19 protein-coding genes and 1 tRNA gene are annotated in these 18,667 nt (G+C 70.9%); 11 read left to right on the forward strand and 9 right to left on the reverse strand.

The features are described 5' to 3' along the window. Positions 1 to 21: 21 nt before the first annotated feature. Together ACSU6L_RS18965 and ACSU6L_RS18970 are read right to left on the reverse strand one after the other, a co-directional pair. A complete protein-coding gene (locus ACSU6L_RS18965) occupies positions 22 to 1,350 on the reverse strand; it encodes an FtsK/SpoIIIE domain-containing protein (protein ID WP_437058329.1) in 1,329 nt (442 codons plus the stop codon). Between the two features lie 2 nt (positions 1,351 to 1,352). Next, the gene (locus ACSU6L_RS18970; RefSeq protein ID WP_437058331.1) at positions 1,353 to 1,682 is read right to left on the reverse strand and encodes an SCO3933 family regulatory protein; all 330 of its coding nucleotides are present in this window, start codon (positions 1,680 to 1,682) and stop codon (positions 1,353 to 1,355) included. Between the two features lie 158 nt (positions 1,683 to 1,840). On the opposite strand from ACSU6L_RS18970, the gene ACSU6L_RS18975 reads away from it, so the two are divergent. Both ACSU6L_RS18975 and ACSU6L_RS18980 read left to right on the forward strand, forming a co-directional pair. Continuing rightward, on the forward strand, positions 1,841 to 2,635 hold the full coding sequence (locus ACSU6L_RS18975) for a GntR family transcriptional regulator (RefSeq protein ID WP_031018266.1): 795 nt from the start codon (positions 1,841 to 1,843) through the stop codon (positions 2,633 to 2,635). Then, on the forward strand, positions 2,632 to 3,297 hold the full coding sequence (locus tag ACSU6L_RS18980; RefSeq protein WP_437058333.1) for a YdcF family protein: 666 nt from the start codon (positions 2,632 to 2,634) through the stop codon (positions 3,295 to 3,297). The genes ACSU6L_RS18975 and ACSU6L_RS18980 overlap by 4 nt, the downstream gene beginning before the upstream one ends. A 490-nt stretch (positions 3,298 to 3,787) precedes the next feature. Here ACSU6L_RS18980 and ACSU6L_RS18985 read toward each other — a convergent pair whose 3' ends face one another. The 3 genes from ACSU6L_RS18985 to ACSU6L_RS18995 form a co-directional block, all read right to left on the reverse strand. Next, on the reverse strand, positions 3,788 to 4,525 hold the full coding sequence (locus ACSU6L_RS18985; protein WP_437058335.1) for a hypothetical protein: 738 nt from the start codon (positions 4,523 to 4,525) through the stop codon (positions 3,788 to 3,790). Positions 4,526 to 4,754: 229 nt separating this feature from the next. Further along, positions 4,755 to 4,839: transfer RNA gene (locus tag ACSU6L_RS18990), tRNA-Ser, on the reverse strand. 58 nt (positions 4,840 to 4,897) lie between these two features. Continuing rightward, the gene (locus ACSU6L_RS18995) at positions 4,898 to 6,370 is read right to left on the reverse strand and encodes a S1C family serine protease (RefSeq protein WP_437058337.1); all 1,473 of its coding nucleotides are present in this window, start codon (positions 6,368 to 6,370) and stop codon (positions 4,898 to 4,900) included. A gap of 231 nt (positions 6,371 to 6,601) precedes the next feature. On the opposite strand from ACSU6L_RS18995, the gene ACSU6L_RS19000 reads away from it, so the two are divergent. From ACSU6L_RS19000 to ACSU6L_RS19010, 3 genes are all read left to right on the forward strand, one after another. Further along, on the forward strand, positions 6,602 to 7,429 hold the full coding sequence (locus tag ACSU6L_RS19000) for a glycerophosphodiester phosphodiesterase (RefSeq protein WP_437058339.1): 828 nt from the start codon (positions 6,602 to 6,604) through the stop codon (positions 7,427 to 7,429). Between the two features lie 75 nt (positions 7,430 to 7,504). Then, positions 7,505 to 8,143, forward strand: coding sequence for an ATP-binding protein (locus ACSU6L_RS19005; RefSeq protein ID WP_437058341.1), 639 nt, complete (start codon positions 7,505 to 7,507; stop codon positions 8,141 to 8,143). 147 nt (positions 8,144 to 8,290) lie between these two features. Further along, positions 8,291 to 9,256, forward strand: a complete 966-nt coding sequence (locus tag ACSU6L_RS19010) for a DUF5926 family protein (protein ID WP_437058343.1) — start codon at positions 8,291 to 8,293, stop codon at positions 9,254 to 9,256. A 254-nt stretch (positions 9,257 to 9,510) separates the two neighbouring features. Here the strand turns inward: ACSU6L_RS19010 and ACSU6L_RS19015 are convergent, their stop codons facing one another. Next, positions 9,511 to 10,092 (reverse strand): hypothetical protein, encoded by a 582-nt coding sequence (locus ACSU6L_RS19015; protein WP_437058345.1) that lies wholly within the window; start codon positions 10,090 to 10,092, stop codon positions 9,511 to 9,513. 208 nt (positions 10,093 to 10,300) lie between these two features. Beyond that, positions 10,301 to 10,966 (reverse strand): bifunctional DNA primase/polymerase, encoded by a 666-nt coding sequence (locus tag ACSU6L_RS19020; RefSeq protein WP_437058347.1) that lies wholly within the window; start codon positions 10,964 to 10,966, stop codon positions 10,301 to 10,303. Between the two features lie 551 nt (positions 10,967 to 11,517). Here ACSU6L_RS19020 and ACSU6L_RS19025 point away from each other — a divergent pair. After that, entirely contained in the window at positions 11,518 to 12,969 is a 1,452-nt protein-coding gene (locus ACSU6L_RS19025; protein ID WP_437058349.1) for a PP2C family protein-serine/threonine phosphatase, read from the forward strand. Between the two features lie 99 nt (positions 12,970 to 13,068). After that, complete coding sequence (locus ACSU6L_RS19030) at positions 13,069 to 14,526, forward strand: aminopeptidase P family protein (protein WP_437058351.1); 1,458 nt, start codon at positions 13,069 to 13,071, stop codon at positions 14,524 to 14,526. Between the two features lie 185 nt (positions 14,527 to 14,711). Here the strand turns inward: ACSU6L_RS19030 and ACSU6L_RS19035 are convergent, their stop codons facing one another. Then, positions 14,712 to 14,975 (reverse strand): hypothetical protein, encoded by a 264-nt coding sequence (locus ACSU6L_RS19035; protein ID WP_437058353.1) that lies wholly within the window; start codon positions 14,973 to 14,975, stop codon positions 14,712 to 14,714. A gap of 75 nt (positions 14,976 to 15,050) precedes the next feature. Next, positions 15,051 to 15,497 (reverse strand): ATP-binding protein, encoded by a 447-nt coding sequence (locus tag ACSU6L_RS19040; protein WP_437058355.1) that lies wholly within the window; start codon positions 15,495 to 15,497, stop codon positions 15,051 to 15,053. A 219-nt stretch (positions 15,498 to 15,716) separates the two neighbouring features. Between ACSU6L_RS19040 and ACSU6L_RS19045 the strand changes: the two genes are divergently transcribed. The 4 genes from ACSU6L_RS19045 to ACSU6L_RS19060 all read left to right on the forward strand — a co-directional run bounded on the left by ACSU6L_RS19045 (position 15,717) and on the right by ACSU6L_RS19060 (position 18,665). Beyond that, on the forward strand, positions 15,717 to 16,520 hold the full coding sequence (locus ACSU6L_RS19045) for a hypothetical protein (protein ID WP_437058357.1): 804 nt from the start codon (positions 15,717 to 15,719) through the stop codon (positions 16,518 to 16,520). A 190-nt stretch (positions 16,521 to 16,710) separates the two neighbouring features. Then, positions 16,711 to 17,454, forward strand: coding sequence for a YcnI family copper-binding membrane protein (locus tag ACSU6L_RS19050; protein ID WP_437058359.1), 744 nt, complete (start codon positions 16,711 to 16,713; stop codon positions 17,452 to 17,454). A gap of 81 nt (positions 17,455 to 17,535) precedes the next feature. Further along, the gene (locus tag ACSU6L_RS19055; RefSeq protein ID WP_437058361.1) at positions 17,536 to 18,186 is read left to right on the forward strand and encodes an SCO family protein; all 651 of its coding nucleotides are present in this window, start codon (positions 17,536 to 17,538) and stop codon (positions 18,184 to 18,186) included. Continuing rightward, positions 18,183 to 18,665, forward strand: coding sequence for a copper chaperone PCu(A)C (locus ACSU6L_RS19060; RefSeq protein WP_437058363.1), 483 nt, complete (start codon positions 18,183 to 18,185; stop codon positions 18,663 to 18,665). The genes ACSU6L_RS19055 and ACSU6L_RS19060 overlap by 4 nt, the downstream gene beginning before the upstream one ends. The last annotated feature ends 2 nt before the right edge of the window (positions 18,666 to 18,667 follow it).

An 18,667-nucleotide genomic window follows, 5' to 3' on the forward strand; every position in this document is an offset into this window, starting at 1 on the left:
GTCCTCACCTCCCCTCAGTGGTCAGGACTGCGGGACGGACGGCGGTGTGGTGGGCATCGGCGGGACCGCCACGGGCGGGCGGAACGAGGCCAGGAACGGCAGGTCCGGGGTCAGGTGGGCGTACTCCCGGCAGACGGCCGCCGCTTGGGCCGGCGTGGTCTCCGGGGTGCGGATGCGCGACCAGCCACCGGAGGTGTCACCGGCCACCGCGACACCGGGACGGTCCACCCGGATCGAGGTCGCGGACACCACCGCCTCAGGGGCGATGTCACCCAGGCCCATCTCTGCCGTCTGCTTGTCGTTGACGCGGTGCACCACACGGCCGGTGAGCTGAGCCCGCAGCGCGGTCGCACCGCGGCCGAGGTCGGAGCCGAAGCGCTGCCCGCACACCTCCAGGTAGATCCCGACCGCGCGGGCCATCTGCCCCAGCCGCACGAGCTGCATGACGGTCCTGTCCCGCGCTGCTTCCTCCTTCTTGGAGGTGACGAAGAACAGCTCCGCCACCTCGTCGACCAGGACGACCAGCGGCACCGGCCGCAGCTTCTCGGGCAGGTCCCACAGGTCGGACACCCCGTGCAGGGCGAGGAGATCGAACCGTTCGCTCATCTCCAGCACCAGCGCGTCTATCAGGCGGCCGGCCATGTCCGGATCGGTGGCCAGCGCCGACAGGCGGGGCAGGTACCGGCTGTGCTCGACACCGCGCTTGCAGTCGATCCCGACCAGGCCGACCGGGAGCTTCGCCAGGCCCATCACCAGGTTGCGCTGGTACATGGACTTGCCCGACGAGTTCGCCCCCAGGGTCAGGGCGTGCGGCATCTTGCGGTAGTCCCGCTCGAAGACCGTGCCGTCCTCCCGCAGCGCCACCGGCACCACCAGGTCACGCGGCCGGGCCTTGCGCGGCAGACGCACCCGGCGCAGCACGTCGTAGCCCGTCATCCGCAGCTCTACATAGCCCGGTTTGGTCTCCGCCACGGTCACCGACTGCACCCCGAAGGCGTGCCGCAGCCGCTCCGAGGACACCGCCACGTCGACCGGCTCAAGACCGGCCGGAAGCCGCAACGTCACCCGCAGGCCCGTCGAGGTCGGGCGGATACGGCGGACCTTCGGCGCGACGGGCCGGACCTCACGCCGGGCCAGGTTGCGGGTCATGAACGCCCGCAGACCCGTCGGCTGCACCGTCAGCCCGCACACTTCCATCGTGGACCGATACGACCAGGCGAAGCGGCCCCACGTCAGCGGCAGACCCACCGTCGACCAGTACACGCGCGGAGCCCGAGCCTTGGCGTAGCCGACACCGCCGGCCCCCGCTAACGCCCCCGTGGCCTCCAGCCACAACGTCCAGTCGCTCATGGTCAGGCCGCCGGGGTGATCGCGACCGCACGGAAGGAGATCCCGTGCCGCTTCTGGCCGTTGAACTCGTTCTCCCAGTCCCGCGCCTTGAGCCCGACGACCCGCACCGGGATACCCGGCTGAAGACCCTCGGGCAGGCCCGTCTCCGGGATGGTCACCTGGTAGAGGTTCCCCTCCCCCTCGTCCGAGACCAGCAGGCCCACCGTGGACAGCGCGGCTCCGGTCTCCCGGTCCATCGCCCGCTCCCCGGTCTTGGCGTTGGCCAGCTTCGGCACCGGCGCGGTCGCCACGAACACCACAGCAGACGACGTGTCGATCTTGAAGGACGGCATCAGTTCTCCCAGCGTTGAAGACGAGGCAGCCCAAACCGGACTGCATGACTCGCTGTCCTAGGACTGCGAGCCGCTGATTGAGATAGTGCATCGCAGTCCTAGGACTGTCAACAGTCCTAGGACTATGTTTCACTAGACCTCGTTGAGAGGGGTTCGAGATGGCGTCCAAGTGGCGGGAGCTGGCGGACAAGCTGGCCGAGCAGATCAGAAGGGGTGACTACGCCCCTGGCCAGCGTTTGCCTCACATCCGAGAACTCGTCGACGCCGGTGAAGGCTCCAAGGCAACCGTGCACGCCGCCTACAAGGCACTGGAAGCCGAAGGCCTGGTCACCTCTTCACGCGGCCACGGCACTGTCGTGCGCCAGCAGGTCCCCCTCAAGCGCTTGGGCATTGCCCGCTACGACAAGGCCAAGTGGCGAGACGGCGACGAGGTCGCGTTCATCGCGGACCGCGTGGCATCGGGCCGCACTTACCGCCGGAACGAGCAGACTCAGACGGTGAGCCGCGTCGTGGCACCGCCGGAGGTCGCAGCCGCACACGGGCTGCCGGAAGGCGCGGAGGTCTACGCACGCGCCCGCCTGGTCAAAGAAGGCGACCAACCGACGCACACGCTGACCAGCTACTACCGGCCCGAGCACGTGGAAGGGACGCGACTGGTCGACCCCACTCCGGGCCCCGCCGGCCGAGGCGGCGGATTCCGCGTGCTGTACGACGCGGGTTACGAGATCGACCACATGAAGGAGCAGTTGTTCGCTCGCGCCGCCACACCGGACGAGGTGAAGCAGCTCCAGTTGCCGCCGGGCGAACCGGTGGTCGAGCTGCATCGGACGACGTATACGGCGGACGGCACCGTCGTGGAGTTCGCCATCGGGGTGCACGCGGCATCACGCTTCGCGTGGGAGTACGACTTCAAGGTGCCCGACTCGGCGAGGGACGGAGAAGGGCAGCAGTGATCTCAACGCAGGATTGGGCCGACGCCCGGCGCGTGTGGGACTACCACCAGATGGGCCATGCCCCCCGGCCGTGCTCGGTGGCCATCGGACTCGGCAGTCACGACCTGGGAGTGGCTGACACCGCCGTGGACCTGTACAAGCGCGGCATGGCCCCACTGCTCGTTTTCACCGGAGCCACCAGCCCGACGACACGGGACCGCATGCCCCGCGGCGAAGCCGTCCACTACCGCGAGCGGGCATTGGAGCTGGGGGTTCCCAGCGAGGCCATCCTTGTGGAGCCGCACGCCCGGAACACCGGGGAGAACATCCGCTTCTCCCGGAAGGTGTTGGAGGAGAATGGGGTAGAGGTCGCCTCCGTGCTGCTGATCAGCAAGCCGTACGAGGAGCGGCGCGCGTACGCCACGGCACGCAAGCTCTGGCCCGAGGTCGACGTCGTCAGCGCTTCCACGCCCATGACCTTCGACGAGTACGTCGACTCCATCGGTGACGCCCGTTTGGTGATCGACATGCTGGTCGGCGCCCTGCAACGGCTGATGATCTACCCGGATCAGGGATTCATGATCCGCCAGCCAGTACCCGCCGACGTGGCCGAGGCGTACGAGCGCCTGTGCCAAGCCGGGTACACGAGCCGACTTACATCCGCCGCGACATCTTCGACCTGACCAGCGAAACGAGAGCTGTTACAGGTTTCTCTACCTCATCAAGCCCCGGCTGCGCTCCGCTCCGCCGGGCGCGCTTCCCGGCTCTGGCTGCGCCCGCGCTCCTGCCTTCGGCCCGCTCGGCGCTGCCGCCGCCGACGCGCGCCCACATGTGGATAGGGCCGGGTGGCCATGAGTCGATCACCGCATGGCGCGGCAACGCTCAAAGCAGTGCCTCCGGCGGGGGCGCTCAGGCTCCGAGATGGAGGGGCGCCGTTCGCAAGTGCCGGCGGAGTGGTGGCGTGCGCGGGGAGCTCCCATCCCGTCTGCCGTCGACCCAGGCAGAGCCGAGCAGACGCGGCCCATGGCGTCCAGGTCGTTCGTACAGTGGCGCGCTCCACCTGGACGCCATGGACCACGCCCGCTCCACGGTGTGTGGGTCGACGGCAGACGGGATGGGAGCTGGGGTAAGTGGTGAGAAAGGCAGGCGGGAAGGCGAACCCGAAGAGCAGCGTCACAGCAGCTGCCGGAATGCATTCCTCAGGAATTCGTGTGCCCATTCAGTGTCAGCGACGGTGGCCTCGAGTTGGTAACGCCCGTCACGATCTTCAACCGGCGTCATGTCCCCTTTTCGAGCACCGTACCGAGCCACCTCGGTCTTCAGCTTGGACCACCCCAAACGCTCCGAATCAGAGATAAGATCACGGGCCACATCGCCCGAAATCCTGATCTGGAGCGGCTGGTAAGTGTACGTAATGTCGCCGCGAAATTTGCCGAGGTAATCGACATTCTCGATCGGCTGCAAGAGCGGAGAAGTCCCTCGCAAGAACCACCAGGTCACCTCAGCGTAGTCCTCGCAGTCATCCAGGCTCGGAGGCTCAGCGCCGTCATGCTCAACCGCATTACGAAGCTGCCTCATGCGATGCAGCATCCGCCGACGAATGACGCCCCAGTGATCCAGTAGACCAAGAGGACCGAGCTGCTTGAACTCCGGGTACTGCTTGAACCCATACAGCTGATCTAAGTGATCTATGCGGGTTTGCATAGACCGCTTGAGTGCCAATATGGCGTCAATCCTGTCGTATGCGTTCTGGTGATTCTTGATCCGGTAATCAGCGTGAGCGTGCGAGAACTCTGCCAGGTCCTTAAGAGCGTTTTCCTCTGACGTCATACCGGACCGCCCAGACCCACCCTCTCCGCAACCCGGAAGCGCGGGATCTATCCACCATGTTTGCAGCTGCTGTCGCGCCATGATTCACAGGATAGGCATGATGCCAGGCGTTTAGGCAGGGAATTTCTCGGGGGCTGCCGACTTGCATCCTGCCCGGAGAAGTCGCCTCGGCCGTCGCACACAACCGTGCCCCAGGCGTGCCCGATCGACCGGGAAACCACGGGGAACACCGGGTAGCCACAGAGTCTCCGCATGCGAACGACCCCCAACCGAACATGCAGGTCAGGGGCCATTCTCACAGCTCACCACGCGGTGGGTGTGGGATTTGAACCCACGGTGACTCGCGCCACGACGGTTTTCAAGACCGTTCCCTTAGGCCGCTCGGGCAACCCACCCCGCGCCGTCGGTGATCGGCGGCGCGGGACAAGAGTAACGGTTGGGTGCGGCCCTGTGTCAGCTGTCGCCGACCCGTGAGCCCAGGGTGAGTTCGACCGTCCGGGTCTTGCCGTCGCGTTCGTAGGTGATGGTGACCTCGTCACCGGGCTTGTGGGTCCAGATCTCGCCGATCAGGGTGGGGCCGCTGTCGATCACCGTGTCGTCGAGCTTGGTGATGACGTCGCCGGGCTTGAGGCCCGCCTGGTCGGCGGGGCCGCCCGCCTCGACCGGGTCGGAGCCGCCGGCGCCGGTGTCGGTGATCTTCGCGCCGCCGACGGCGTCCTCCAGGGAGACCGAGGCGCCGATCTTGGCGTACACCGGCTTGCCGGTCTTGATCAGTTCCTGGGCGACGTACTTCGCCTGGTTGATCGGGATGGCGAAGCCGAGGCCGATGGAGCCGGACTGGCTGGTGCCGCCCAGGCCGTTGCCGGCGGACTGGATGGCGGAGTTGATGCCGATGACGTTGCCCTTGGCGTCCAGCAGCGGGCCGCCGGAGTTGCCGGGGTTGATCGAGGCGTCGGTCTGCAGGGCGCTCATGTAGGAGGCCTGGCTGCCGGTGCCGTCGCTGGAGGCGACCGGGCGGTTCTTGGCGCTGATGATGCCGGTCGTCACCGTGTTGGACAGGCCGAAGGGGGCGCCGATGGCGATCGTGGAGTCGCCGACGGCGACCTTGTCGGAGTCGCCGAGGGTGAGCGGCTTCAGGTCCGACGGGGCGCTCTTGAGCTTGATGACCGCGACGTCGTAGCCCTGCGCGTGGCCGACGACCTCAGCGTCGTACTTCTTGCCGCTGGGGAAGGTCGCGGTGAGCTTGCCGCCGTCCACCGCGTCCGCGACGACGTGGTTGTTGGTGACGATGTGGCCCTCGGTGTCGAAGACGAAACCGGTGCCGGTGCCGCCCTCGCCGCTGCTGCTCTCCGCCTCGATGGTGACCGTGCTGGGCAGTGCCGTGGAGGCGACGGCCGCGATCGTGCCGGGGTCGCGCTTGAAGTCGCCGCCGGCTTCGGAGGAGGAGACGGTGGTGGAGCTGGAGCTGTCGTCGTTCTTGGCCAGGGTGTAGCCGAGGCCGCCGCCCAGACCGCCCGCGAGCAGCGCCGCCACCAGGATCGCGGCGGCCAGCCCGCCACGCCTGCGCTTGGGCTCGGGGGCGGGGGGCTGCTGGTACGCGGCTCCCCATCCGGCGTCCGGACCGCCGGGGCCGCCGGGGGCACCCGGAGTGCCGAGCCCGTCCTGGCCGTACGCCGAGGTCTGCGTCGGCGTCGCCGACGGGCCGCTCGGCGGCGGCGGGGGCGGCCAGCTGCTGTCGGGGGCGGAGCCGGAGGCCGTGGGGGCGGCGTACGGGGAGCCGGTCTCCGGGGCGGCCGGCGACGCGGGCGCCGGGGGCTGGTCCGGGGCCGGAGGCGCGGGCGCGGGGGAAGCTGCCGGAGTGTCCACCGGCACCGGAGGTGCGGACGGGGCCGGGGGTACCGCAGTGCCCTCGTTCTCGGTGCTCACAGCTCTTCTCCTCATGCTCGGTCACGCAGCTGTGCCGGTGTTTTTGTATGCCGTCAGCTTTTCCCACGGGCCGTCAGGGCACCATAAGCCGTGCCTGTGGGTCCGCGGTCATTCTTTATATAGGATCTTTTATCGACAAGCGGTGCATCTCAGGCGCCTTGCAGAGGCCCGCAGGCTCTTCGCATTCCATCCGACCCGACGGCTACCCCGTCCCGGTGGCACCATGACGCGGTGACCCACGCACGGCAGCACCGGATCCAAGTCGTCGCCCACCGGGGAGCCTCCGAAGACGCCCCCGAGCACACCCTGGCCGCGTACAAGAAAGCGATCGAGGACGGCGCCGACGCCCTCGAGTGCGATGTACGGCTGACCGCGGACGGCCATCTGGTCTGTGTGCACGACCGCCGGATCAACCGTACGTCCAACGGTCGCGGAGCGGTCTCCGCCCTGGAGCTCTCCGATCTCGCCGCCCTCGACTTCGGCTCCTGGAAGCGAACCCCGGCGGGGCGCGTGCGGGACGAGGATCCCGACTGGGAGCACCGCCCGGAGGATCCCGCGGAGACGTCGGTGCTGACCCTGGAGCGGCTGCTGGAGCTGGTCGCCGACGCCGGACGCCGCGTGGAACTGGCCATCGAGACCAAGCACCCCACGCGGTGGGCGGGGCAGGTCGAGGAACGGCTGCTGGTGCTCCTGAAGCGGTTCGGCCTGGACGCGCCGGCCGCTCCGGAGGAGTCCCCGGTGCGGATCATGAGTTTCTCGGCGCGTTCGCTGCACCGCGTGCGGACCGCCGCCCCGACGCTGCCGACGGTCTATCTGATGCAGTTCCTCTCGCCCCGGCTGCGCGACGGGCGGCTGCCCGTCGGCGTCGGCATCGCCGGCCCGTCGATCCGGATCGTCCGCGGTCACCCGGCGTATGTGGAGCGGCTGCGGCAGTCCGGGCACAAGGTGCACGTCTGGACGGTGAACGAGCCGGAGGACATCGACCTCTGTGTGGAGCTGGGGGTCGACGCGATCATCACCAACCGCCCCCGCGCGGTGCTGGACCGGCTCGGCCGCTGACCGAAAACCGCCCCTGACCGCAGCGTCGTCACGGGTAGTGCTCCGGCGTGTTCGGTCCGTATTCGATCGTTTCGAATGCGTCACCGGAGAGGAATCGGCCGGTTTCCGGTACAGGCCAATGGGGCATCCACACCGTGGCGTGGGGCGAAGGAGGTCTCGGGGGTGGCGTTGGTGGTGGCACAGGAGGTGCCCACGTCGTCGAGCATGGCCGTACCCCATGGCCCTGCGGGCGTGGGGAAAGCACGGCACCGTATGCGTGATCAATTGCGCAGAGGCGGCGTGGCGGAATCGGTCATCGACGATGCCGTACTGATCCTTTCGGAACTTTTGAGCAACGCCTGCAAACATGGCCGGCCATTGGGTGATGCCCTCGCCGGGGACGGTGACGTCAGGGCCGCGTGGCGCGTCGATCCGGGCGGCCGGCTCCTCGTCGAGGTGACGGACGGGGGCGGCCCGACCCGCCCGGCCCCGGCCACTCCGTCGGTCACGGCCCACGGCGGCCGCGGGCTGAACATCATCACGGCCCTGGCCGACGACTGGGGCGTACGGGACGAGCTCCACGGCGAGGTCACCGTGTGGGTCGTGGTCCACGACGACGTCCATGATCCGGATGCCGGGCACCGCCGCGACGACTTCGCTACGCGCGTCGCCGCCCCGTCGGTGGCCGCCATGCCGGAGCTGGACTTCGCGGACGCCTTCGACGACCTGGACTGAGCACCGTTCCGGGCCCTTGGGGGAGCACTCCGCACCGCCGCTCGGGTAGTCCACGCCCGGGGCGTTGTCCACAGGGGCCCGTCGGTCATGGCGCAAACGGCTAGGCTCCCGACGTACGAGATGAGCCGTCACCGGGAGACACCCACCATGGCCAAGAAGCGACCCCAGACGAAGGCCACGCGGCCGCAGATCACCGACGGTGAGGTCCCGGTCGTCGGTGCCCGTGAGCCCTGCCCCTGCGGAAGCGGCCGCCGCTACAAGGCCTGCCACGGCCGGGCCGCGGCCCACGCCGTGACCGAGCTGGTGCACCGCCCGTTCGAAGGGCTGCCGGGCGAGTGCGACTGGGTGGCGCTGCGCGAGCTGGTGCCGGCCGCCACCGCCGAGCTGACCCTGAAGGACGGCCTGCCCGAGGGAGTCCCGTCGGTCACCCTGGCCACGGTGCTGCCGATGGCCTGGCCCGCCCTGCGCCGCGAGGACGGCTCGGTCCTGCTCGGCCTGCAGAACGACACGGCGTCCGGTGACATCAGCCGCGATCTCGCGGACACCCTCGAGCGAGCCCTTCAGGCCAAGCCCGGTACGCCCGTCCAGGGCCGCCGCGCGCCGGCCGACGGACCGCGCCTGCAGGACCTGCTCGACACCGAGGGCGCGTTCGAGCCGGTGGTCCACAGCGGCTTCGAGTTCTGGGTGCCGGACGCGGAGAACGCCACTCCCGAGGTGACCGCCTCCCTGGAGCGGGCCAACGCCGCGGCCATCCCCACCGTGAAGCTGACCGGCGTCGATGCCGCCTACTGGTGCGAGACCCCGGAGAAGAACCACCTGCGCTGGGTCATGCCGCACCCCGAGGAGCAGCTTCTGGACGCGCTCGCGCGGCTGCACGCCGCGGGCCGTTCCAGCCTCGGCGAGGGCACCCGTCTGGTGGGTTCCTTCCGTGCTCACGGGCTCACGGTCCCGGTCTGGGACCTGCCGAGCGGCGTCTCGGCCGAGGACATCGAGAAGCCGGCGGCCGAGTTCGCCGAGCGCCTGGCCGCCGCCCTCGCCACGGACGCGCCGCTCACCCCGGAGGAGCGCCGGGCGCGCGGCGGACTGACCAACCGGCAGGTCACGCTCAGCTGACGCGGACCCCGCGGACCCGGTTCGGCTGACCGACCGGTCAGCCGAACCGGATCCGGCGCATCGGGTGAATCGTGTCACAACTCCCCCTGGAGCAGGGGGAGTCGGTGTCCGAATAGCCGAGGCAATCCTGAGATCGAATTTGCGAACCGCCGATCTCTTGTTACCGTTCCAGTAGCCCGGTTGCTGGTGCATCCCCCGTCGCCAGCAACCGGGTCTTTCCATGTGCGATCCGGCGCCCGGTGCGCGGCCGCGCCTCAACTGCCGTCAAGTTGCCCTGAGTTGCTGCCGACCCGCAGCAGCAGCGGCCCCCGGCCGCCCCGTTCCGCGAACTCCGCGACCGCCGTGTACCCGCTCACCGGACCCCGGCCGCCCTCGCGGGGGGTCTCGCAGCTCGCCGGCTCGTCCTCGGCGCCGACGGCACAGCGGATCCGCACGGTACGTCCGCCGGGCTCCATCAGGGTCAGTACGGCGTCCAGGGAGCGGCCGGTGGCGTTGCGGTAGTAGGTGCGCGCCCAGTTCTCCTCGTTCTGGGTCAGCACACAGGTCTGCGCCTCGATGCCGTCGGGCGAGGTGAGCTCGGGCCCGCAGCGGGCGGCGGTGGCCAGTCCGAGGCCGAGGAGGAACGGGGAGCGGCGGGCGTCGGGTCCGGCGCTGCCCCGGTCCGACGGCGCCCGGTCGTCCCCGGCGCCCCCGCGCTCTCCGGCATGCCCGGCGCCCTCGGCGTCCGAGGCTTCCCCGGCGCCCTCCCGAGCGGATTCAGGCCCCGCGGCGGGCCCGGCGCCCAGGGGCCACCCGGTGCCCGGCTCCGCCGTGCTCGTGGCGCCCCGGGACCCCACCGACCCTCCGTAGGCCATCGCCAGCGGCAGTGCCACCGCGCATGTGGCGGCGCCCGCGACGGCGAGGAGTCGGAACCTTCGGGCGTTGGGTGCGGCCGTTGACCGGTGGCGGCGCGGCGTTCGGGACCTGGGGCCCCCAGAGTGACGCGGCATGAACAGGACGATAACGATCCATGTCGGGCGCCCGGTTCCGCGCGCGCCCGACACCCTAGAACTCGGGCGCGCTCACACCCGTACGAGTGAGGGCGTCGACCATGGCGCCCACCACGGTCTCCACGTCCGGGACCCAGGGGGCGGCCGGGGCGGGCAGCGGGGCACGCTCCCAGCGGATCCGGCCCTGTCCGGTCTCGGAGGGGGGCAGGGCGAGATAGCCGCCCTCGCTGTGGAAGCGCAGCGAGCCGGGGACGAAGTCCTGGGCGTACAGCAGGTCGCCCAGCCGTTCCATGGAGTACGGCCGGACGAGCACGGCCCACCGGGCGGGGGACGCGACGACCGGGCCGACGCGGACGCCCTCCCGGTCCAGCGCGGCCAGCGCGCGGGCGGCGGCGGAGGCGGGCAGGCTGACCGCGCAGGGCGCCTTGTGGCCGGTGGCCAGGATGATCGGTGCCGTCGGCCGGTTGGTCCACCACCAGCGCACCATGCGTTCGTCGGTGGTGGCCGCGAGCAGGCCGGGGTCGAAGGGATGGGCGCCGGGCGCCGGGCACTCCGGGTCCGGGCAGCCGCAGCGGTCGCGCCCTTGCGGGTCGGCCGCCACACCCGGGAGTACGGGCCACTGCCATTCCGTCGCGAAGGTCAGGGCCGCGCTGATCAGTTCACGCCTCCCGTCGTTCCGCCTGGACAGGAGCCTGCGTCGCCTTCCGGGGATCTCGCGCATGAGCGCTCGTCCTTTCCGTTGCACGCCTGGCAACACGGTGGGCCACATCACATCATGTGTCGATCACTTCACTGTGCGTACCTGCTGGCGCATCACACCCTGCGTCGAAGCGCGGGGAACCCCTATGGGCCGAGCGTTGGCTGCCTCCGCCGCCGTGTTTCAAAAGCGTGGGGCCTGGCGTGGGGTGGCGAAGTGTGGCGTTTTGCCGTCCCGCGTATTTCTCTCCGCCGCCGCCACGGGAGGATGGGGCACGGTCGTCGGTGGATAGGACGCCCGGGTCCGTCGCCAGGTTCCGGGCGGCTCCCAACCGCCCCTGGCCTTCACCGAAGTACGTACCCATCACGACCGCTGTGACGCTCCGTCGAGCAAGCCCAGTCGACCGCAATATGGGCTTACCCGAGGCAGTTTTAAGCCAACTTTGCCTTTCCGCAAGAGAGTCGGCTCCAAGTCCCTGAAATCCCACTGACACCACCAATCCCACCAGGACAATGCTGGACATCTCCTCCTGACTGCGTGTACATGTGGAGACATTGCCAGCGGCGCAGATTGACATGGGGGTTTGCGATGCTTTTGAGCAATACGCGCCGGTCGGAAAGCCGGACGCCATGAACGCCCCGCACCCTCCGAAAGTGGCCGGAATCGATTCAACGGTTCCGGCGCCCGCACACACTGTCGCGCCCGCGTCGCTGGCCCCGGGCGTCGCCGCCGCGGCGACCGGACCAGGGGCTCTTCTCCAGGACCGGCTCGCCGGCTGGGTCTCCGATCTCACGACCCTGCACGAGCTCACCGAACGCCTGGTCCGCACGGACACCCTCGCGGACGCCCTGAACGAACTGCTGCGCGCGGGAGCCGCGCTCGTGGGCGCCCGGCGCGGACTCGTCGTCCTGGAACCCGCCGACGGCCTGGCGCCCCGCGGCACCGTCGGCCTCGGGCTCGGCCCGTCGGATCTCGGCCACCTGGAGACCGTCCCGCGCGGTGCGCTGCCGTACGGCGACCTCCTCGACCCGCCCGCCGGACGGCCCGGCGGCGTCACCGAGATCGTCCGCCCCGACCTGTTCGCCGAGGACGGGCTCGACCCCCGCCACCGCGAGGTGGCCGCCCGCCTCGGCTACGCCGCCAGCTACGCCCTGCGGCTGTCCACCGACACCGCCGGCCGCCTCGGCGCCGCCGTATGGGTCTACGACGAGCCCGCCGAGCCCACCGAGCGGCAGCGCCATCTCGCCGGCCTGTACATCCGTTACGCCACCGAACACCTCGCCCGGCTCCTCGAGGTCGAGCGCACGCGCGCGTGCATGACGACGATCGCCGAGGAACTGCTCCCCTCCCGGCTGCCCCGGGTCTCCGGTGTCCAGCTCGCCGCGCGGCACCGCACCGGCCCGCGCGGGGGCGGTGACTGGTACGACGCGCTGCCGCTGCCGGACGCGGCCCTCGGTCTCGCCGTCGGCTCGGTCACCGGCTCGGGGCCCAGCGCGATCGCCGCGATGGGCCGGCTGCGGGCGTCGCTGCGGGCGTACGCCGTGATGGAGGGCGAGGACCCGGTCGCCGTCCTGTCCGACCTGGAACTGCTGCTCCGGCTGACCGAACCGGCCCGCTCGGCCACCGCGCTCTTCGCGTTCTGCGAGCCCGCGCTGCGCAAGATCACCCTGGCCGGCGCCGGGCACAGTCCGCCGTTGCTGATCGGCGAGCGGCGCACCGAGTTCGCGGAGACCTCCGTCTCCGCCCCGCTCGGGATGCTGGCCTGCTGGGAGGCGCCCAGCGTGGAGATCGAGGCGGAACCCGGAGAGACGGTTCTGCTCTACACCGACGGGCTGCTGCACCGCACCGGCGACCCGGCCGACCGCGCCTTCGCCCGCCTGCACGCGGCGGCGGCCGGCCTGCCCCGCACCAAGCGGCGCGACCCGGAGGCGGTGGTGGACCACGTCCTGCGGACCGTGCTGCCCGACGGGCTGGACGAGGCCGACAGCGAGGAGGACGTGGTCCTGCTCGCGGCGCGGTTCGAGTGAACGGCCACAACGGCAGGTGACGGGTCCTTCGGCACCTGGGCTCCGAGCCGTACGACCGTACGATGGGGGAGGTCCAGTGCCGTATCAAGGAGGATGACCGTGGCCGACGAGCTCACCCCGGAGACCCCGGAGGAGACGGAAGAGCCGATCAAGCAGCGGAAGAACGGCCTGTACCCGGGCGTGTCCGACGAGCTGGCCGAGAACATGCGCTCCGGCTGGGCGGACACCGAGCTGCACGACCTGCAGCCGATCGCCCAGGCCGCCGAGACCGCCGCCCGCCGTGCCGCGCTCTCCGCCCGCTTCCCGGGTGAGCGCCTGGTGATCCCCGCCGGCAACCTGAAGACCCGCTCGAACGACACGGAGTACGCCTTCCGCGCCTCGGTCGAGTACGCGTACCTCACCGGCAACCAGACCGAGGACGGCGTCCTCGTGCTGGAGCCGACGACCGACGGCCACACGGCGACCATCTACCTCCTGCCGCGCTCCAACCGCGAGAACGGCGAGTTCTGGCTGGACGGCCAGGGCGAGCTGTGGGTCGGCCGCCGGCACTCCCTCACCGAGGCCGAGAAGCTGTACGGCATCCCCGCCTCCGACGTGCGCGAGCTGGCCGGCAAGCTGCGCGAGGCCACCGGCCCGGTGCGCGTCGTCCGCGGCTACGACACCGGCATCGAGGCGGCGCTGACCGACAAGGTCACCGCCGAGCGCGACGAGGAACTGCGGGTCTTCCTCTCCGAGGCCCGGCTGGTCAAGGACGAGTTCGAGATCGGCGAGCTGCAGAAGGCCGTCGACTCCACCGTGCGCGGCTTCGAGGACGTCGTGAAGGTCCTCGACAAGGCCGAGGCGACCAGTGAGCGGTACATCGAGGGCACCTTCTTCCTCCGCGCGCGCGTCGAGGGCAACGACATCGGCTACGGCACCATCGCCGCCGCCGGACCGCACGCCTGCACGCTGCACTGGGTGCGCAACGACGGGCCCGTGCGGTCCGGTGATCTGCTGCTGCTCGACGCGGGTGTGGAGACGCACACGTACTACACCGCCGACGTCACCCGCACGCTGCCGGTCAACGGCCGCTACAGCGAGATCCAGAAGAAGATCTACGACGCCGTGTACGAGGCCCAGGAGGCCGGTATCGCGGCGGTGAAGCCGGGCGCGAAGTACCGGGACTTCCACGACGCCGCCCAGCGGGTGCTGGCCGAGAAGCTGGTCGAGTGGGGGCTCGTCGAGGGGCCGGTCGAGCGGGTGCTGGAGCTGGGTCTCCAGCGCCGGTGGACGCTGCACGGAACCGGCCACATGCTCGGCATGGACGTCCACGACTGCGCCGCCGCGCGGACCGAGACGTATGTCGACGGCGTGCTGGAGCCGGGCATGTGCCTGACCGTGGAGCCGGGGCTGTACTTCCAGGCCGACGATCTGACCGTGCCGGAGGAGTACCGGGGCATCGGCGTGCGGATCGAGGACGACATCCTGGTGACCGAGGACGGTAACCGGAACCTGAGCGCGGGGCTGCCCCGCAGGTCGGACGAGGTCGAGGCCTGGATGGCCGCGCTGAAGGGCTGACGTTCCGCTCGATGGCCGGGCACCGACCGGGTGCCCGGCCATCGTTGCTGGGCGAGGCTGTGCCGCGGTCGGCCGTGCCCACGGGGCGGGGCCGCGTGTCGGCTCAGCCCCGCGCCCCTTGGAGGGCGTCCAGGAACAGGGCGCCCGCCAGCAGGCCCGCACTTCCCTAGGGGGTGTCTCGCGGATCATGCCGGGGTCGCCGTGCCGCCCGCGTCCAGGACCGTCCGCGCGCCCGCCTGGACGTGGCGCAGGCCCGCCGGGCCCGGGTCAGGACGTCGGCCGGTCGCCTCCGTGCCGGTGGCCGGGCCGGCGAACGCCGCCTGGTAGCCGGCGACGGCGAGACCGCCGGCGACGACCGTGCCGCCGGTCACCGCGAGGGCGCGGCGCCGGGTGAGGGATGTGTCCTTGTGGGCCGCCCGTTTCGGGGCGCCCGTCGTGTTCTCCGTCATGAGCGGGAACGTAGGACCGCAGCCCGTCAGGCAGTCGGGTCCGGCGTAAGAGGGCGCTGTGAATGCGGCGGGCGCTCAGGACGCCGTCATCAGGGGGGCGTTGTCACGCCACTTCAGCATCTTGTCGAAGCTGACCACCGCGCCGCCCCGGCCCGGCTTGTTGCCGAAGTGGACGTGGTCGGCGAGTTCCCGGATGAGGCACAGGCCGCGGCCGTGCTCCGCCTCGTCGGCGGCGGGGGCGGGGGCCGGGCGGGAGGTCGTACGGGTGAAGCCCGGGCCCGAGTCGGTCACCTCGATCCGGCACTTCTCGCCGTCGAGGTACGCGGTGACCCGGTACGCCCCGGAGGCGCGGCCGCCGCCGTGCTCCACGGCGTTCGCGCAGGCCTCGGTGAGGGCGACGGACAGGTCGTAGGAGACCTCGGGGTCGACGCCCGCCGTCTCCATCGTGCCGAGCAGCAGCCTGCGGGCGAGCGGCACGCTCGCGGCCTCGCGCCGTAGATGGAGTGACCACCAGATGCTCATGCTCCAGCCTCCTGGGCGCCGGCCTCCTGGCCGCGGCTCGACATACCGTTACGTATTACCGCGCGCGTCCGTGCGTAAGCCCTCCGTCAACGTGATGCCGCCCATACAGGGGATGCGCCGAGGGCGCCAATCGGTGTATGTAGGGCCGAATGCATCAGTCGGCGATTTTGCGGACCTGCCGTATGGCGGCGGTAAGTCCAGTGGGATGATGAGCCCGCCATGTCTGCCCCCCACGCGCGCCCGGCGCCCGCCGGACGCGATCTCCGGATGCTGCGGGCCGCGGTCTTCGCCGCGGTCTGCGTCGTGCTGGCCGCGGCCGGTCACGCGATCGCCTCGTGCGCCACAGTGCCGCTGTGGACGCTGGGCGCGGGCTTCCTGGGGGCGGTCCTGGTCGCGGCGCCGCTCGCCGGGCGGGCGCGCTCGCTGCCGGGGATCGCGGTGCTCCTCGCGGGCGGACAGACGGTCCTGCACATGCTGTTCGGACTGGGGCAGCACGGCACGGCGGGCACGGCGGCGACCGCCGCGACCGACGCCTCGCTGGTCCAGCAGGCCGCGCGGCTGGTGTGCGGCACCACCGCCGCGGCCCTCAGCCCCGCCCAGGCCCAGCGCATCCTCGCGGACGCCCGGATCGATCCCGGCACACACCTGGCCCATCAGCCGTCGGACGCCCTGTCCACGGCGGCGGGCTCACCGGCCGCGCTGCTGCCGTCCCTGCCGATGCTCCTCGGCCACGTCCTGGCGGCCGTCACCGCCGGCTGGCTGCTGCGGCGCGGTGACCTGGCGCTGCTGCGCATCCTCGGCCTGTCGGCGGAAACCGTCGCCGACGGCGCGTTCGTACGCTCCCTGCGCGCGGCGCTCGCGCTGGTGCGCGCCCTGTGCACTGGGCTCCCGGCCGCGCCCCACGCGGGCCCGCGCCTGCCGCGCACCACGCTGCTCACCGTTCCCGAGCCCCGCACCCTCGCACTCCAGCACACCGTGATCCGGCGCGGCCCGCCGGCCGCTGTGTTCGCCCTCGCCGCCTGACGCGACGCGACCCGGCACTCCACCCGCGGTGGGGAGGGTCCGCCGTCGCGCGGCACGCGCGCGTGCGCACTTCCGTCTTCGACGGTGCGCCGTTCCGCGCGTATCCCTCCCGAGCGGTGGACCGTCCGCGGTCCGCCACCGCGATCACGTCCGTCAACGGACTCTCACTCGAAGTGGAGTGCTCATCACCATGAAGGCTTCCCGTATCGCCGCCGCCGGCGCCCTCGCCGCCTCGGCCGTCCTGGCCCTGTCCGTGCCCGCCTTCGCGCACGTCACCGTGCAGCCGGAGGGCACGGCCGCCAAGGGCGGCTACGCGATCGTGGACTTCCGGGTCCCCAACGAGCGCGACAACGCCGCGACGATCAAGCTGGAGGTCAGCTTCCCGGCCGACCACCCGCTGACCTCGGCGCTGCCCGTGCCGGTCGACGGCTGGGACGTCAAGGTGACCAAGGCCGAGCTGGACAAGCCTGTCGATTCGCACGGCGAGAAGATCACCGAGGCCGTCTCCAAGATCACCTGGACGGCGAAGGGCGACGGCATCGAGCCCGGCTACCTCCAGAAGTTCCCCGTCTCCGTCGGCCAGCTGCCCGAGGACGCCGACGAACTGGTCTTCAAGGCGATCCAGACCTACGACAACAAGGACGTCGTGCGCTGGATCGAGGTGCCGCAGGAGGGCCAGGAGGAGCCCGACAGCCCGGCGCCCGTGCTGACCCTGTCCGAGGCCGGGGACGACCACCACGGCGGCTCCGGTGCCGAGGAGGCGTCCGAGGAGACCGCCGACGACACCGAGGCGGCCGCGCAGACCACCGCCTCCGAGGAGTCCGGCGACAGCACCGACACCACCGCCCGGGTCCTCGGCATCGTCGGCATCGTCGTGGGCGCCGCCGGCGTCGCCTACGGCGTGCTGGCCGGCCGTCGGCGCGGCAACGCCTGACGCTCTCCGCTCGTGGCGGGCGCCGGGGCCGCGGCAGGCCCCGGCGCCTGCCGGATCACTCCCATCCCAGGAAATACCGACATGCGCAAGAAGATGTTCGCGGCGGCCGCGCTGCTCGCCGCCGCCTCCCTGACCCTGACCGCCTGCGGCGGTGACGACGAGGCCGGTTCGCCGGTCTCCGTGGTCTCCGAGGAGACCGGTTCCGACAAGGCCGCCACCGTCCTCGACCAGCCGTTCGAGAAGCCGGACCTGGTGCTGACCGACACCCACGGCAAGGCCTACGACCTCCGCAAGGAGACCGCGGGCAGGCCCACGCTGATCTACTTCGGCTACACCAACTGCCCCGACGTCTGCCCGTCGACGATGAGCAACATCGCCGTCGCCAAGAAGCAGCTGCCCAAGGCGGACCAGGACGAGCTGCGCGTCGTGTTCGTCACCACCGACCCGGAGCGCGACACCCCCGAGGCCCTCGGCAAGTGGCTGAAGGGCATCGACCCCCAGGTCGTCGGCCTGACCGGCGACTTCGACACCATCCAGGCCGGCGCCCGCACCATCGGCATCTCCATCGAGCCGACGACGAAGGAGAAGGGCAAGGTCGTCTCCATGCACGGCACCCAGGTCATCGCCTTCTCGCCGAAGACCGACGCGGGGTACGTGCTCTACGGCGAGGACGCCACCGTCGACGACTACACCAAGGACCTGCCCAAGCTGGTCAAGGGAGAGAAGCCGTGAGGCGCACAGCGGCGACCGCCCTGCTCGCCGCCGGAGCGCTGGCCCTCGCGGGCTGCGGCACCGGCTCGGACTCCGGTTCCGGTTCCGGGTCCGGCGCCGGCGACCCGGGCGCGGACCTCTCCGTCAGCGGCGCCTACATGCCGCAGCCGGTCTCCGACTCCATGGCGGCCGGCTTCCTGACCGTCACCAACGACGGCGACGAGGCCGCCGAGCTGACCTCGATAACCAGCGAGATCGGCCAGGTCACCCTCCACGAGACCGTCGACTCGGCGATGCGCGAGATGACGGACGCCGAGGTGCCCGCGCACGGCCGGCTCGTCTTCGAGAGCGGCGCGAACCACCTGATGTTCGAGAAGCTGAAGCGCAAGCCGAAGCAGGGTGAGACGGTCGAGATCGAACTGCACTTCGCCGGGACCGACCCGGTCACGGTCGAGATGCCCGTGAAGCCGGCGACGTACCGCCCGGTGTCCGGACACTGAGG

Source organism: Streptomyces sp. enrichment culture (genome assembly GCF_964272855.1).
Lineage (GTDB): Bacteria > Actinomycetota > Actinomycetes > Streptomycetales > Streptomycetaceae > Streptomyces.